The 16,598-nt window shown below is 36.8% G+C and carries 17 protein-coding genes and 2 pseudogenes; 18 read left to right on the plus strand and 1 reads right to left on the minus strand.

Annotation, left to right across the window (positions count from 1 at the left end; translation table 11 throughout):
- Window positions 1–3: 3 nt before the first annotated feature.
- The 17 genes and pseudogenes from galT (at window position 4) to AB1I62_RS05240 (ending at window position 11,349) form a co-directional block, all read left to right on the plus strand.
- The gene (gene galT / locus AB1I62_RS05160; RefSeq protein WP_002361579.1) at window positions 4–1,494 is read left to right on the plus strand and encodes a UDP-glucose--hexose-1-phosphate uridylyltransferase; all 1,491 of its coding nucleotides are present in this window, start codon (window positions 4–6) and stop codon (window positions 1,492–1,494) included.
- A 6-nt stretch (window positions 1,495–1,500) separates the two neighbouring features.
- Entirely contained in the window at window positions 1,501–2,505 is a 1,005-nt protein-coding gene (locus AB1I62_RS05165) for a LacI family DNA-binding transcriptional regulator (RefSeq protein ID WP_002369677.1), read from the plus strand.
- 9 nt (window positions 2,506–2,514) lie between these two features.
- Window positions 2,515–2,736 (plus strand): annotated as a pseudogene (locus tag AB1I62_RS05170) (AAA family ATPase); the annotation flags it as partial.
- Between the two features lie 170 nt (window positions 2,737–2,906).
- A pseudogene (locus AB1I62_RS05175) lies at window positions 2,907–3,218 on the plus strand (hypothetical protein); the annotation flags it as partial.
- 27 nt (window positions 3,219–3,245) lie between these two features.
- On the plus strand, window positions 3,246–3,545 hold the full coding sequence (locus tag AB1I62_RS05180) for a hypothetical protein (protein WP_002390034.1): 300 nt from the start codon (window positions 3,246–3,248) through the stop codon (window positions 3,543–3,545).
- Window positions 3,546–3,611: 66 nt separating this feature from the next.
- Window positions 3,612–4,124: a GNAT family N-acetyltransferase gene (locus AB1I62_RS05185; protein WP_002384748.1), complete on the plus strand. Its 513-nt coding sequence runs from the start codon at window positions 3,612–3,614 to the stop codon at window positions 4,122–4,124.
- Window positions 4,125–4,172: 48 nt separating this feature from the next.
- The gene (locus AB1I62_RS05190; RefSeq protein WP_010824522.1) at window positions 4,173–4,613 is read left to right on the plus strand and encodes a GNAT family N-acetyltransferase; all 441 of its coding nucleotides are present in this window, start codon (window positions 4,173–4,175) and stop codon (window positions 4,611–4,613) included.
- A 211-nt stretch (window positions 4,614–4,824) separates the two neighbouring features.
- Complete coding sequence (gene emeA, locus AB1I62_RS05195; RefSeq protein WP_025190023.1) at window positions 4,825–5,961, plus strand: multidrug efflux MFS transporter EmeA; 1,137 nt, start codon at window positions 4,825–4,827, stop codon at window positions 5,959–5,961.
- Window positions 5,962–6,114: 153 nt separating this feature from the next.
- A complete protein-coding gene (locus tag AB1I62_RS05200; RefSeq protein ID WP_010817156.1) occupies window positions 6,115–7,431 on the plus strand; it encodes a Y-family DNA polymerase in 1,317 nt (438 codons plus the stop codon).
- 4 nt (window positions 7,432–7,435) lie between these two features.
- Entirely contained in the window at window positions 7,436–7,825 is a 390-nt protein-coding gene (locus AB1I62_RS05205; protein ID WP_002358138.1) for a hypothetical protein, read from the plus strand.
- Window positions 7,826–7,896: 71 nt separating this feature from the next.
- Window positions 7,897–8,094 (plus strand): hypothetical protein, encoded by a 198-nt coding sequence (locus AB1I62_RS05210; RefSeq protein WP_002363671.1) that lies wholly within the window; start codon window positions 7,897–7,899, stop codon window positions 8,092–8,094.
- A gap of 17 nt (window positions 8,095–8,111) precedes the next feature.
- Window positions 8,112–8,417 (plus strand): hypothetical protein, encoded by a 306-nt coding sequence (locus AB1I62_RS05215; protein ID WP_002358136.1) that lies wholly within the window; start codon window positions 8,112–8,114, stop codon window positions 8,415–8,417.
- Window positions 8,418–8,469: 52 nt separating this feature from the next.
- Entirely contained in the window at window positions 8,470–8,901 is a 432-nt protein-coding gene (locus AB1I62_RS05220; protein WP_002391595.1) for a universal stress protein, read from the plus strand.
- Between the two features lie 70 nt (window positions 8,902–8,971).
- Window positions 8,972–9,214, plus strand: a complete 243-nt coding sequence (locus tag AB1I62_RS05225) for a hypothetical protein (RefSeq protein WP_002358134.1) — start codon at window positions 8,972–8,974, stop codon at window positions 9,212–9,214.
- A 369-nt stretch (window positions 9,215–9,583) separates the two neighbouring features.
- Window positions 9,584–10,030, plus strand: coding sequence for a GNAT family N-acetyltransferase (locus AB1I62_RS05230; RefSeq protein WP_010713539.1), 447 nt, complete (start codon window positions 9,584–9,586; stop codon window positions 10,028–10,030).
- A gap of 139 nt (window positions 10,031–10,169) precedes the next feature.
- Complete coding sequence (locus AB1I62_RS05235; RefSeq protein ID WP_002375225.1) at window positions 10,170–10,883, plus strand: DsbA family protein; 714 nt, start codon at window positions 10,170–10,172, stop codon at window positions 10,881–10,883.
- A 70-nt stretch (window positions 10,884–10,953) separates the two neighbouring features.
- Window positions 10,954–11,349, plus strand: a complete 396-nt coding sequence (locus AB1I62_RS05240) for a DUF805 domain-containing protein (protein WP_002358131.1) — start codon at window positions 10,954–10,956, stop codon at window positions 11,347–11,349.
- A 185-nt stretch (window positions 11,350–11,534) separates the two neighbouring features.
- Here AB1I62_RS05240 and AB1I62_RS05245 read toward each other — a convergent pair whose 3' ends face one another.
- Complete coding sequence (locus tag AB1I62_RS05245; RefSeq protein WP_367019128.1) at window positions 11,535–12,956, minus strand: helix-turn-helix domain-containing protein; 1,422 nt, start codon at window positions 12,954–12,956, stop codon at window positions 11,535–11,537.
- Between the two features lie 174 nt (window positions 12,957–13,130).
- Between AB1I62_RS05245 and ebpA the strand changes: the two genes are divergently transcribed.
- Entirely contained in the window at window positions 13,131–16,595 is a 3,465-nt protein-coding gene (gene ebpA / locus AB1I62_RS05250) for an endocarditis and biofilm-associated pilus tip protein EbpA (RefSeq protein ID WP_152679634.1), read from the plus strand.
- Window positions 16,596–16,598 lie beyond the last annotated feature (3 nt).

Consider the following 16,598-nt stretch of genomic DNA (forward strand, 5'->3'; position numbering starts at 1 on the left):
ATGATGAAAGAAAGTAGTAAATGGATTGCTGCATTTGTAGAGATAATCATAGAAAATGGCGATTGGACGGAAACAGACCGTTATTATTTGACGAATCGGATTGCCAAACTAGTTGGCTGTGATTTTTTTGAACAACCAGAAGCGGTTGCTTGTGAGCAAGAACCGTTGCGTGTGGTGGAACATCTTTTAAACATTGCACAAGCCAATCACCAAATCGATGACTCAATTACGGAAGCAGAACAACTAGAAGCGGAGTTAATGGATTTTATTACGCCGACCCCAACCACTATTAATCAGAAGTTTATGGACTATTATCAAGAGTCTCCACGAAAAGCAACGGATTATTTTTATCAGTTATGTAAAACGAATAACTACATTAAAACGAAAGCAATCGCCAAAAATATTATTTTCCCAATGGACTCACCCTATGGTAAACTAGAAATTACCATTAACTTATCGAAGCCAGAAAAGGATGCTCGAAAAATTTTGGCTGAAAAGAAAATGAGTCAAAAAAAATATCCAGCGTGTATGTTATGTATGGAGAATGAAGGCTATTATGGCCGTGTAAATTATCCAGCACGTACAAACCATCGGATTATCCGACTAAATTTAGAGGACGAAGCTTGGGGCTTTCAATATTCGCCATATGCTTACTATAATGAGCATGCGATTTTCTTGGACCAACAACATCGAGAAATGAAAATCGAGAAAAAAACGTTCCAGCGGCTCCTTAAAATTACGGAGTTATTCCCTGAATATTTTGTGGGCTCTAATGCAGATTTGCCAATTGTTGGTGGTTCTATTTTATCTCATGATCATTACCAAGCAGGACGTCATACATTTCCAATGGATTTAGCACCAATGGAAAAAAGATTTTCTTTGAAAAAATATCCTGAGATAACTGCGGGTATTTTAAAATGGCCGATGTCTGTGATTCGTCTTCAAAGTGATCGTCAAGAGGAACTAGTTGAGGCGGCCGAATTAATTTTGACCAAATGGCGCAATTATTCTGATGAACGAGTCTCAGTTCGGGCCTATTCAGAAGATGGCACACCGCATCATACGATTACGCCAATTGCTCGACGCAAAGGGTCATTATTTGAATTGGATTTAGTTTTACGAGATAATAATGTTTCGGAGGAATTTCCAGATGGCATTTTTCATCCACATCCAGAAGTACAACATATTAAGCAAGAAAATATTGGCTTAATTGAAGTAATGGGACTAGCTATTTTGCCACCAAGGCTAGCACAAGAATTAAGAGAAGTCGAAAAGTATTTATTAAAGCAACCCAATCAAATTGCTGAAAGTCATCGAGCTTGGGCGGATGAACTCAGTCAGCAAACCATCACTGAAGCCAATGTCAAAGAAGTGATCCAACAAGGAATTGGGACAATTTTTGTTCAAATTTTAACAGATGCCGGTGTCTTTAAACGTGACGAAGAAGGCCGTCGTGCTTTTGAACGATTTATTCAATGTATTGAAAATGATTAATTTGAGGTGAGGAACATCGTAACCATTAAAGATATAGCAGAGCAAGTCGGTGTTTCTTCAGCGACAGTTTCGAGAGTTTTGAACTATGATGAAACATTATCAGTTAGTGATGAAACGAAGAAAAAAATATTTGAAACAGCAGAAACGTTAAATTATAAAAAGCGAGCCAGAAAAAAACAAGCAGGCAAAAAGAAAATTCGGTTTGTCCAATGGTTCAGCGATCCAGAAGAACTGGATGATATTTACTATTTATCGATTCGTTTAGGTGTTGAAAAGCGGGCAGAGGAATTGGGTTTTCTTTTAGTCAAAGAATCTCTGACAAACCTGTCTCAAAAAAGATTTGATGGGACAATTGCCCTAGGAAAATTTGATGAAAAGCAAGTGGCGGCCTTAGCCGCCTTAGGCGCACCTCTTCTATTTGTAGACTTTGATGCAATGGCTTTTGGCCAAAACTCCATTGTTGTTGATTTTGCTGGAAGTGTTAAAACAATTGTGCAAGAATTTTTGGCGCAAGGGCATCAGAAAATTGGTATACTTTCTGGGCAAGAATATACGAAAGAGTCCCACGTGGCATTGGTTGATCCACGTTTTGTCGCTTTTAAAGAAACCTTAAAAGATCTGGACCTTTATCATCAAGAATGGGTTGTCGAAGCAGCTTTTTCTGTTGAAGAAGGCTATCAAGCGATGAAAGACTTTATTGAAAAAGCGGACACTCGTCCAACCGCTTTTTTCGCTGCAAGTGATACATTGGCGATTGGTGCAATGCGGGCGTTACAAGAAGCAGCCATTCGTGTGCCAGAAGATATTTCTATCATTGGTTTTAATGATATTAGTGTCGCAAAATATGTTTCACCCACATTAACAACAGTTAAAGTTCATACTGAATGGATGGGTGAGCTAGCCGTTGAGACAATGAAAGAGTTATGCTTGAATACCCCACCAGTTCCTAGAAAAATTATTGTCGGAACGGAATTCATTCAGCGAGATTCAACGAAACATTCATCAAAATAACAGCAAAACTTGGAGAGTTTTTTCCAAGTTTTTTGCTCTTTTCTGCTTGTTTTCAACAATCAAGAAAATGGAGGGAAACAGATGCAACCGAAATTAATTATTTTACGTGGTAATTCTGGTAGTGGTAAAACAACGATAGCTAAAGCGCTTCATCAGTGTCTTAAAGAACAATCGTTATTGATTTCTCAAGATGTGGTGCGCAGAGAAATGCTTCGTGTTAAAGATGAAACAGTCTTTTGGAGGTAAGTCGAAACGACTTACCTTCTTAGACTTGAATCTTAAGATAAACGGCGGGAGAGGAGCAGCTTCTTCGGAAATAAGCTGAAATTCCTCGAAAGACGAAAAGCATCTTTCGGAAATTCCTTCTTATTTCTTGAAGCTAAACACTCCTGTCCCGACCTCTGGCTTTTGGGTATCAAGAATGCCAGTATGTGATTGTTGAAGGGATTTTTCAAAAAGCCATTTATCATTCCTTTTTTCAGGAAATAATCCATCTCTTTGAAGGTAACGTTCAGGTTTATTATTTTGATATTTCTTTTGAAGAAACGCTGAAAAGACATAGCCAGAGAAACAAGAATCAAGAATTTGGTGTCGTGGAAATGAAACGTTGGTGGCTACCAGAAGATTATTTAGAGCTTCCGGGAGAAAAGCGGTTATCTGAACAACTGTCTGAAAAGCAGATTATCAGGCAAATTTTAGCAGATATTCAGTAGTGAGTGCTGCGCTTTTTAGAGAAATGGATGTTGTGGTATGATAAAAAAGAAGGAGTGGTTTCAATGGATTACCAAGAACGATTAAAAAATTTACCACCTGAAGTCATGACAGCTTTTTCAGAATCATTTATTTTTTTAATCAGTAACGATAAAGTTCAACATTTCCCTGCTCGAGACTTAACGCAAGCTGAAATGATTCAACGAGTGAAAGAGAAATTAGGTGAAGCGGTGACGTGGTCCTTATGGCAAGGGTTCGTTATTGCTGTTAATTCAGAAGAAACATGTGTTGCTGTTTTGCCCAAATATCATCAACTCGATGGTTTTTGAAAATGAATAAGGGAGCGAAGAATTATTCGCTTCGTTGTATAAAATGAAAACTTTTTTTTGGAGGAAATGCTGATGTCTGAGCTAGTGGTTATTAGAGAAATGCAAGAGAAAGATATCTTAGCGCTGGATACTCAATTTGTCCAACAAGGTTGGCCAAGTCGCCAAGAGATTTTAATGAACTATTTAGAAGAACAATTAGTCAAGCAACGAACGGTTTTTGTAGCGGAGAAAAAGGCAACGCTGTTAGGTTATGTGACGTTACTGCCATTAGCTAAGGAAGGACCTTTTAAAAATTTATATCCTGAAATAGCTGATTTCAATGTATTCTTGCCATTTCAAAAACAAGGAGTGGGGCGGTTATTATTAAATCGTGCAGAAAATGTTGCCAAAAGTTATGCAGATACTGTTTCCTTGGGAGTAGGCCTGCATCCTGGTTATGGTGCAGCGCAAAGATTATATATCAAACAAGGATATGTGCCAGATGGTTCAGGAGTTTGGTTTCAAAATAAGCAGCTGAAACCAAACGAACGGTGTGTTAATGATGATGAGTTAGTTCTTTATTTATCGAAAAAACTATAGAGTAGCCAAAGTAATACTCTATAAATATCATTTAGGAGGTTGTTACCCTTGATTAGAAAAATGAAGCCAACAGATGCAGCGGCGTTAACTATCATTAATAAAGAACAATTGGGCTATGAAGTTCCCGTTGACGTGACCTGTAAACAGATTGAGAAATTACTACTAGCCAGTGACAGAGAGTTTTTATATGTTTATGAAGAAACGAAGACAGGCAAGATTTTAGGCTATGTGCATGCGCAACTGTATGAAACAATTTATTCCCAAACGTTATTGAACGTTCTGGGATTAGCAGTGGCAAAAGAAGCAGAAGGCCGTGGAATTGGCAAACAATTAATGACGAAACTAGAAACGGAAGCTAAAAAGTGTAACTTGTCTGCGATTCGCTTAAATTCAGGGGAACAGCGTACAGCAGCACATCAATTTTATGAACACATTGGCTATATTTCTGATAAAAAACAAAAGCGATTCATTAAATACTTGGATACTTAAGTTATGTCTTTAAAAAATAACAATTTCCTTTAAAAAAATAAGTAAAAACTAGTGAAATTTTCAGCGAATTAGTGTAAAATGTATCTCAATGACTCAACGAGTGTTTCAGTCGAAACACTGTCAAAGAAAGTACATACAAAGAAACAGAAATAGCCATTTTTGATGGCTGTTTTTTTATGGAGGAGGCAAATTATGACGAAAAAAAAATAGTATGATGTACTTAGCAATTTCTAACTTATTTCTTGTTTTTCTAGGCGTAGGCCTAGTCATTCCCGTAATTCCCCAATTAAAAGAAGAAATGCATTTTTCTGGTACCACAATGGGAATGATGATTTCTATTTTTGCGATTGCCCAATTAATCACATCGCCAATCGCAGGTGTCCTTTCGGATAAAATTGGTCGGAAAAAAATGATTGCGACGGGCATGTTGGTTTTTTCAATTTCTGAGTTATTATTTGGTTTAGCCCAAGCGAAAAGCGGTTTTTATATTTCTCGTGGTTTAGGCGGGATTGCCGCCGCTTTATTAATGCCGTCAGTGACAGCCTTTGTGGCAGATATGACCACGATTTCTGAACGTCCGAAAGCGATGGGGCTTGTGTCAGCCGCAATTAGTGGTGGTTTTATTATCGGACCAGGAGTTGGTGGTTTTATTGCTTATTTAGGTATTCGCGCTCCATTTTTTGCGGCCGCATTTTTAGCATTTATTGGTTTTATTTTGACATTAACTGTTTTGAAGGAGCCGGAGAAACGAATTTTAGCCGCTGTTGAAGCGAAAAAAGGTTCATTTATGGATATTTTAAGAAATCCAATGTTTACCTCATTATTTGTGATTATCTTAATTTCCTCTTTTGGCCTGCAAGCGTTCGAATCTATTTATAGTATTATGGCGACTATTAATTTTGGCTTTACCACAAGTGAAATAGCAATCGTGATTACGGTTAGTGGTATTTTAGCGTTGATTTGTCAGTTGTTTTTCTTTGATGCAATCGTCCAAAAAATAGGTGAAATGGGTTTAATCCAATTAACCTTTTTTGCAAGTGCCATTTTTATTGCCGTGATTGCCTTTACAAAAAATAATTTAGTTGTTGTATTTTCAACGTTTATTGTCTTTTTAGCGTTTGACTTGTTTAGACCAGCAGTAACTACTTATTTATCCAAACATGCTGGAGATCAACAAGGAACCATCAACGGACTAAATTCGACATTTACAAGTTTTGGTAATATTTTAGGACCAATGGCAGCAGGAGCTTTATTTGATATCAATCACTTTTTCCCTTATTATGTTTCAGCAGTAATTCTGTTAGGAACGGGCTTTTTATCGTTATTTTTAAATCGAAATAAGATGTAAAAGAAAAAATAAGTATTTGGAATATAAAAATTCCGAATACTTATTTTTTTTTTGATCACCAACCGTTCTTGAAAAAAACAAAAAAATAAACAGTGTTCGCTTGATTAATCGAACGTTTGTTCGTATAATGATTTTGCAAGTGAGGTGATGTTTATGAAATTTGATTATGAAAAAGAACCTAGTCGCGATATTCTTTGTATTGATTGCAAAAGTTTTTACGCTAGTGTAGAATGCGCAGAACGTGGGTTAGATCCGTTGAAAACGATGTTAGTAGTGATGAGTAATGCCGAAAATGCGGGGGGATTAGTTTTATCAGCATCGCCAATGGCAAAAAAAGTTTTAGGTGTTTCAAATGTTACGCGTAAAAATCAAGTGCCCGCTCATCCTGATTTATATGTGGTTCCGCCACGAATGAATTTGTACATGAAAAAAAATCAAGAAATCAATAATTTATATAAAAAGTTTGTCGCAGATGAAGATCACTCTGTGTTTAGTGTAGATGAATCATTTCTTGATGTAACGGCTTCTTTAAGTTATTTTCATTGTGAAACCGCCTATAAGATGGCTCGGATTATCCAAAAAGTCGTTTATAATCATGTGGGTATTTATGTGACCGTTGGGATAGGGGACAATCCGTTACTGGCTAAATTGGCGTTGGACAATGGCGCCAAACATTCGCCAGACTTTATTGCAGAATGGCGGTATGATCGTGTACCAGATACTGTCTGGCAGTTGCCTTCTTTGACAGATTTTTGTGGGATTGGTCGCAGAATGGCTAAACGACTGAATCGTTTAGGAATTGATTCTGTATATGAGTTAGCGCAAGCGAATCCGCATCTTTTACAAGAAACATTTGGCGTGATGGGGCTTCAATTGTATGCTCATTCATGGGGGATTGATCGTACCTTTTTAGGGAAAAAAGCACCACATAAAGCTGAAAAATCATTTGGGAATAGTCAGATTTTACCGAGAGATTATGCGCGAAGAGATCAGATTGAACTAGTCTTAAAGGAACTGACAGAACAAGTGGCTGCTCGTTTAAGAAAAGCGCATTGTCAAACGGAATGTATCACAGTCTACGTTGGTTATTCCAAAGGTCAAATTGACCGTGAAGGACGAACTGGTTGGCGAAAACAACAAACGATTCCTGCAACAAACAATACAAAAGTTTTGATTACCTATGTATTAGCCCTTTTTAGAGAACATTATCTAGCGGGAACTGATGTCCGGCAATTAGGGCTTTCTTATGGGAAATTAGTTTGGAATGAATCTTTACAATTAGATTTATTTTCGGAACCAGAAGAGCAAATTAGTGAAATGGAGTTAAACTATCTGATTGATAAAATCCGACAAAAATTTGGCTTTCAAGCTTTAATCCACGCCTCTTCTTTGTTGGAAGGCGCGACGGCAATTCATCGTTCGGGATTAGTCGGTGGACATGCTGGAGGAAATGTCGGTTTAGGAGGATAACATCATGAAACGAACAAAAAAAGAATTTACACCTTATAATGAGTACCATGATCGGCCCTTTGAACTGAAATGGGCGACCGCTTTTGCATTGGGGGAGTTACAAGAAGGAATCGAAGCTTCTGACGAATATTCTAAGAGAGCGTTTGAACGCTTACCGCAACAGACAACAGAAGAAATTGAAGAATACTTAGAGCAGTCTTTAAAAAATAACCAAGTTTTAGAAATCCAATTGAATACTTTGGATGATTTTGGCCGTGTTCAACCACCAATTGTTGGTGTTTTTGAAGGGATGAGTTCAATGGAGTATGCAAAAGTTGGACATACACATATTTTATTTGAAGAGATTCGTCATATTAAAAGTCATGAGTTTACAAAGTGGTCGAGCCTTGATTAAAAAACTATTGTTATACGTGCGTTTTGTGAAAACATATGAGATAATGTTCATAGGTAATAGAAATAAAAATTATGGAGGTGGCTAGGATGGGACATCATTTAAAAGGACACCATGGCAAAAAAACAAACGCAAATGGCGGCTTTTTAACAAAGTTATTGGCAGGCGGCGCCTTAGTGGGCGTAGGAAAAAAGTTATACGACAATCGTGAAAAAATTAAAGAGCTGTTAAGTGACGACAAAGAAAAAGGCAACGACACTGAAAACAAATAAAGGACTGGATTGACGGAATGGTAAAAGATGCAGCGTATATTATTGAAGAGATTACCACGATTTTAGAAGGAACCTATTTTGTGATAACCAAGAAAGCGAATAAGCGCCGCATGTGTTTACATGTTTCAGATACCGCGAAAGAATTTTTACGTTGTCGACTGGAGTATGAAACATTCTTAGAGCAACAGTTTGATTATGCCACAATGTTTTTAGAAACATGTACGGAAGATGTTTCTGTTGAAATTCAAACGGGACTACTTGAAGAAACAAATTATCAAGCATTAACCGTGGAAAAATTACAACAGATAGCCACTAAAATGTAACACAGCTGTTGTGTTAGTTTTGATTCTTAATTTGGTTAAGGAGGCGGATAAAATGTCAGTATATCAACATATTTTGGTTGCTCTTGATGGCTCAGATCAATCTGAAAAAGCTTTTCATGAAGCTGTCAGGATTGCCAAAGAGGAACAAGCCACTCTTTATTTAGCTACAATTATTAATGATGCTGAATTTACGACGAGTCCATTTTCTTTTGAAGAATTGTATGATTTAGAAAAACACAAGTCAGAAGAGATGCTCACTGAAAAGGCAAAACAAGCGAGTGAAATTGGTGTAAAAACAGTCAAAAAAATTGTTGAGCTTGGGAGCCCAAAACGTTATCTTGCCAACACGATTTCTGAAAATTATGCCATAGATTTAATTGTGCTAGGTGCCACGGGAAGAGGTGCTATTCAACGAACCTTGATTGGTTCTACTACAGATTATGTGGTTAACCATGCTTTGTGCAATGTCTTAGTCGTTCGCTAATTGTGAGTAAATAATCAAGGGAACAATGTTTTATCGGGACGTTTTTTTAAATTAAACGAGAGGTGAGTTTATGAAAACAAAAATCGGAAAAACAGTTATCTTGTCAGCGTTTTTATTCACAAGTTTCCTTTTACTGAGTGGTTGTACCTCGGCTGGCGAAGAGATGGAAAAAACAATTGATCGACAGAAAGAAAAAGTCGATAAAACGGTCGATAAGCAGAAACATAAAAATGAAAATTCCATGGAAAGTTACGACGAAAAAGTTGACCGTTCTTTAGATAGTCAAGAAGACAAAATCGATACTACTGAGTAACGGGAAAACTTTCAACTATCGGCTAGTAAATAAATAATATACAAAAGGGAGCATCCACTGCAGTTATTTCTCACAGCGGATCCTCTCTTTTGTGGTTAAAAAGCAAAAGTTAACTGCTCCCCAACAGTTAACTTTTAATCATGTTGCACATAGTTAAAACACTCTATATATCATTTATATCATTTGAAACGGGTAGTGTAAAAAGAAATCTCTTGAAAAGAGTCTCCATTTATAGGGAAGATTTCCCATAAAAAAGAGAAACGTATAATCACAGAGAGTTAGAGAAAGCAAAGGGAAATAAGTATGTTAAAATAAGAAGCAAGAAAGAATACAAGTATGCAGAAAATAACAACTAATTAGGTGAAAACAATGGAAATACATTTTGAAAAAGTAACAAACGATAATCGTAAAGCAGTGGAAAACCTACAAGTTTTCGCTGAACAACAAACCTTCATTGAATCAATGGCAGAAAATCTAAAAGAATCGGACCAATTTCCAGAATGGGAATCGGCAGGTATTTATGACGGCAATCAATTAATCGGCTATGCCATGTATGGACGTTGGCAAGATGGGCGCGTTTGGTTAGACCGCTTTTTAATTGATCAACGGTTCCAAGGACAAGGTTATGGGAAAGCAGCCTGTCGACTTTTAATGTTAATGCTAATAGAAAAATACCAAACAAACAAGCTATACTTGAGTGTTTATGATACGAACAGCTCAGCAATTCGGTTGTATCAACAACTTGGTTTTGTATTTAATGGTGAATTAGATACGAATGGTGAGCGGGTAATGGAATGGACACATCAGAATAAGTAGATAGAACAGGTGAGACAAAAGCCATAGCGCATTTTGTTTCATCTTTTTCTTTTAATTGGCTTCATTTGTTTACTTTTAGTAAGTAAAATGGTAAATTTAGTTCAATCTGTTTTGAAAAAAGAGTTACTGGAGGGTAAGGATGAAAATAGAATTTTTCCATGATGTTATTTGTAGTTTTTGTTTTCCAATGTCTGACCGCATGCATGAGATTCAACAAGAATTTCCTGAAATTGAATTGATTCATCGGTCGTTTGCGTTGGGGTGGTCCGCAAACGATTTTGAAACAATGTTTGGCTCACGAGCAGCAGTAAAAGAAGAAGTTTTGACGCATTGGGTGCATGCCAATCAAAACGATTCAAAGCATCGTTTTAATATTGAAGGGATGAGGAAGCAACGATTTGATTTTCCAACATCAAAGAATGCATTATTAGCAGCAAAAGCAGCTGGATACATTGGCAACCAAGACACTTATTGGGTACTGTTTGATAAGTTACAAGAAGGTTTATTTATGAGAAGTTTAAATATTGAAGAGCCAGAAGTAATTGAGGAGCTAGTAAAAGAGACAACGATTGATTTTGCTTTATGGAAAGAAGCTGTTGCTTCCGAGGCTGTTTGGACGGCGGTTCAAGAAGATTTTGCGCTAGCTTCTGCTTATGGTTTACAAGGAGTTCCCGCACTAATCATTAATCAAAAATATTTAATTAATGGTGCAGTACCGAAACAACAAATCAGCCAAACTATTCAAAAAATTCTCGCAGAAGAAAAACAACAGCAACCGTTAGTTTCATTAACTCCTTCTTCTGAAAAGTCAGCTTCGTGTGAGTTTAAGGAAGGCACATGGACGTGTCATTAAGCGGCATAAAATAACGTTATTCTTTGACAAAACGAAAGACTTCTGTAATAGTTAATGCGGGGGTGATAATATGTTTAACGCGTATAGAGAATACTGGAATAATATTACAACAATGAATGCGTCAGCAACACGAGCACAATATTGGTGGCCACAATTAATTAATTATTTGGTGTTAGGGATTTATTCAGCAATTACGGGCGTTTACAGATATATTGAAGTAACACCCAATGATGGAACAATCATTAAAGAATGGAATACCGTGACCATTATCTTTTTCTTGCTGACTGCTTTAATTTGGTTGGCAAACTTTACTGTTCGAGCAAGAAGATTGCATGATCGCGACCACAGTAACTGGTGGATTTTATTCTATTTACTTCCTTTTATCGGTACTTTAGTGATCTTCATTACATTAATTTTGCCAAGTAAAAGTCACACAAGATGGCCAGTGAATCAATCAGAAATTTAATTTGCTGGTTTCGTTTAGCTGATTATCTTAAGAGTGAAAATAGGACATAAGTCGAAATGACTTATGTCCTATTTTCTTTTTGATTTCAGAAAAATAAAAATATCTTCTGTATGATGGCACCTCACATTACGTGGTTCTTGATAAAAGGGCTATCTTTTTGGTAGATAGGGAAAACCATTAAGACGTTAAAAGTTTAATAAATCGAGCAATTCTCTTTTGTTAGAAAATAAGATAGCATCATTAATTAAAATACTTGGAACACTGGTTTCAATAATTGGTTGATTGGTAATAATCAAATCAAATTCTTCAAGTTGATGTTCACCTAATTGTTCTTCCGTAATTGCTAACGTATTTGAACGAATCCGATGCAAAGCTAAAATATCGTGGACATAGTTTCCAATATATTGACTATGATTCAGGCCCATGTCGCTAATAATCAAAATCTTTTTTGAGTCGAAACTCTGGTTAATTTCTGGAAAAGTATTAAGCAACCAAAAAATATAAGAAGATGAATAGTTTAATAGATTTGTTTCTAAAAGAGCGGAAAAGAAATGCAATTCTGCTTTTAATCGTGCATATAAGTGAAGCTGAGTAAAATGAATTTGTCGAGTGAAAAAGGTGGCCCTTTGTGTCAATTCGGAGGTGTCAAAAGGCACTAATTGAGAAAACAAATAAAGACAGGTTAACAAGTGAACAGCGAAGTCGACGACTTCTTCTGTTAATTGTTCAATCTGTGAAAAAGCATTAAATTTTAAATTTTCACGTATTCTTTGACTGATGACTTCTTGGTCTTCGGAGTAGTATTGCTGAAAAGCGCCTCTTTGAAAATACCGGAGAACTTCCCGATAGGTTTCACGGCTGAGCCCAGTAAAATGACGACTGAGTAAAAGATAATCTTCCATTTTGATTGGACTCTTTTTATCTGTTTTTTTCTGGAAACGTTGCTGAAAGCCTTGATGCTCTCTTAATAAATCAACAATAAAATACATAATAAAGAAATCGTGTTCATAACTGTTATCCATACTAATAATATTTAATTGACATTGATTACGACGCATTAATTGTTTGATTTCTTGCTTATCTAATTGATAAGGCAATTCATAATGACCATAATACATTAAAAAGAAAAAGGTTGTAAAAATACGTAAAGGCAATTCTTCTGTTTGGCTAGTTAATTGATAGCCTTGATCAACGATAACGCGAAGAGAGTAAGTTTCCAAGACCTGATTACACTGCTTCAATTTTCGAGCAAAAGAAGAGCGACTAATATTGATGGTATCGCAATAATATTCGATGGTTTTGCCAGGATTTTGGATAAACTCATGGAGCAATTGGGTGGTCGTTGACGTTTTTTCCATATCCGTCAGCACGTTTAAATATAAGGACACATTAAAGTTTTCTAAACGATAGCCTAATTTATGCGATGTTTTAATGGTTAAACTTTCGCCCCAACGCTGTTTAATCTCCTCAATATAACGAATAAAAGTAGACTCAGAACTACCAATATATTTTGCAAGTTCTTTTTTAGTCATCCATTTATCAGAAATGGATAAGACACGAATGATTTCTTCCATTTTCCGATAATTTTTTTCTAAAAACCTAATCATATTGTTTCCTCCCAAGTCCTTTACTTTAATGAAACAATCATCGAAACAATAACGCAATTTCAGAAATGAAACCGCTTGGTATGAAAGCTGGTGTGATTTAATGAGCTCCTTCTCTGTATAATAATTATCAGATTAGAATAATGAAATTTTACGTGCTAGGCAATTCTAATTTAACTGTTAATTCATAAAAGAAAGGAGAGAACAGACATTAAATTACTAAAGAAATTTGGGGTTTTCGGCGTAGTCTTTTTACTTGTCTCATCCTATTTCATACCGCTCATTGGCTATGCAGAAACAGCCAAAGAAGTTGAAATTACATCCGCTCAAATGATAACAGATGAGAATGATAAAACGAATATTAATATCGAGTTAAATCTTCTCAACCAAACAGAGCAGCCATTACAACGAGAAATTCAATTGAAAAATGCACAGTTCATGGATACTGCTGTAATTGAAAAAGACGGATATTCTTACCAAGTGACTAATGGTACGCTTTATCTGACTTTGGACGCACAAGTAAAAAAGCCGGTACAGCTTTCGTTAGCTGTTGAGCAAAGTTCGCTTCAAACAGCTCAGCCACCTAAGTTATTGTATGAAAACAACGAATATGATGTTTCAGTTACTTCTGAAAAAATAACAGTAGAGGATTCTGCTAAAGAATCAACTGAACCAGAAAAAATAACTGTACCAGAAAATACGAAAGAAACTAACAAAAATGATTCGGCTCCAGAAAAAACAGAACAGCCGACCGCAACAGAAGAGGTAACCAATCCATTTGCAGAAGCAAGAATGGCGCCAGCTACTTTGAGAGCGAATCTGGCACTGCCTTTAATTGCACCACAATACACGACGGATAATTCTGGGACTTATCCGACAGCTAATTGGCGGCCCACAGGCAATCAAAATGTGTTAAACCATCAAGGGAATAAAGATGGTGGTGCCCAATGGGATGGCCAAACGAGTTGGAATGGGGACCCTACTAATCGCACAAATTCTTATATTGAGTATGGCGGTACAGGAGACCAAGCCGATTATGCCATCCGAAAATATGCTAGAGAAACAACAACACCAGGGCTTTTTGATGTATATCTTAATGTGCGTGGGAATGTTCAGAAAGAAATCACGCCATTGGATTTGGTCTTAGTCGTTGACTGGTCCGGTAGTATGAATGAAAACAATCGGATTGGTGAAGTTCAAAAAGGAGTGAACCGTTTTGTTGATACATTGGCAGATAGCGGTATTACCAATAACATCAACATGGGCTATGTTGGCTACTCAAGTGACGGTTATAATAACAATGCCATTCAAATGGGGCCGTTTGATACAGTCAAAAATCCAATTAAAAATATTACGCCAAGTAGCACTAGAGGAGGAACTTTCACTCAAAAAGCATTAAGAGATGCTGGTGATATGTTAGCAACGCCAAATGGACATAAGAAAGTTATTGTACTTTTAACGGATGGCGTCCCAACCTTCTCTTATAAAGTGAGTCGAGTTCAAACAGAGGCGGATGGTCGCTTTTACGGGACACAATTTACGAATCGACAAGATCAACCAGGTAGCACTTCTTATATCTCTGGTAGCTATAATGCGCCAGATCAAAACAATATCAATAAACGAATTAACAGTACGTTTATCGCCACGATAGGTGAGGCAATGGCCTTAAAACAACGCGGGATTGAAATACATGGATTGGGTATTCAATTGCAAAGCGATCCACGAGCTAATTTATCTAAACAACAAGTTGAAGATAAAATGCGTGAGATGGTGTCAGCCGATGAAAATGGAGACCTTTATTATGAATCCGCGGATTATGCACCAGACATTTCTGATTATTTAGCGAAAAAAGCCGTTCAGATTTCAGGAACGGTTGTAAACGGAAAAGTAGTTGATCCAATTGCTGAACCTTTTAAATACGAGCCAAATACATTATCAATGAAAAGTGTGGGTCCTGTTCAGGTTCAAACATTACCAGAAGTGTCGCTAACAGGCGCTACAATTAATAGTAATGAGATTTATTTGGGTAAAGGGCAAGAAATTCAAATTCATTATCAAGTACGTATTCAAACAGAGTCAGAAAACTTCAAACCTGATTTTTGGTATCAAATGAATGGTCGGACAACGTTTCAGCCATTAGCCACGGCCCCTGAAAAAGTTGATTTTGGGGTTCCTTCGGGAAAAGCACCTGGCGTGAAGTTAAACGTGAAAAAAATCTGGGAAGAGTATGATCAAGACCCAACAAGTCGGCCAGATAATGTGATTTATGAAATTAGTAGAAAGCAAGTAACTGACACAGCCAACTGGCAAACTGGGTATATTAAATTATCAAAACCAGAAAATGATACCAGCAATAGTTGGGAGCGCAAAAATGTAACCCAACTTTCCAAAACCGCGGATGAAAGCTATCAAGAAGTTCTTGGACTTCCCCAATACAATAATCAAGGACAAGCTTTCAATTACCAAACAACCCGTGAATTAGCAGTTCCTGGTTATAGTCAAGAAAAAATCGACGATACTACTTGGAAAAACACGAAGCAGTTCAAGCCATTAGATTTAAAAGTAATCAAAAATTCTTCCTCAGGTGAGAAAAACTTAGTGGGAGCCGTTTTTGAATTGAGTGGTAAAAATGTTCAAACAACATTAGTGGACAATAAAGATGGTAGCTATTCCTTGCCAAAAGATGTGCGCCTACAAAAAGGGGAACGCTATACATTAACTGAAGTAAAAGCACCTGCAGGACATGAGTTAGGCAAGAAAACGACTTGGCAAATTGAGGTGAGTGAGCAAGGCAAAGTAAGCATCGATGGACAAGAAGTGACCACCACAAATCAAGTTATTCCATTGGAAATTGAAAATAAATTTTCTTCTTTGCCAATCAGAATTAGAAAATACACCATGCAAAATGGCAAACAAGTGAACTTAGCAGAGGCGACTTTTGCGTTGCAAAGAAAAAATGCTCAAGGAAGTTACCAAACTGTGGCAACTCAAAAAACAGATACTGCAGGATTGAGCTATTTTAAAATTAGTGAACCTGGTGAGTATCGAATGGTGGAACAATCAGGACCATTAGGATACGACACTCTTGCTGGAAATTATGAATTTACTGTTGATAAATATGGGGAAATTCACTATGCAGGCAAAAATATTGAAGAAAATGCGCCAGAATGGACACTGACACATCAAAATCATTTGAAACCTTTTGACTTAACGGTTCATAAAAAAGCCGATAATCAGACGCCACTTAAAGGAGCGAAATTCCGTTTAACAGGACCAGATACGGATATTGAATTACCAAAAGATGGCAAAGAAACGGATACTTTTGTTTTTGAAAACTTAAAACCAGGGAAATATGTCCTAACAGAAACCTTTACGCCAGAAGGATATCAGGGGTTAAAAGAACCAATCGAATTAATAATTCGCGAAGATGGTTCAGTCACGATAGATGGGGAAAAAGTAGCAGATGTTTTAATTTCTGGAGAGAAGAATAATCAAATCACTTTAGATGTTACGAACCAAGCAAAGGTTCCTTTACCTGAAACTGGTGGCATAGGACGCTTGTGGTTTTACTTGATAGCGATTAGTACATTCGTGATAGCGGGTGTTTATCTCTTTATTAGACGACCAGAAGGGAGTGTGTAATCA

Source organism: Enterococcus sp. AN402, from assembly GCF_040719405.1.
Classification (GTDB): domain Bacteria; phylum Bacillota; class Bacilli; order Lactobacillales; family Enterococcaceae; genus Enterococcus; species Enterococcus faecalis.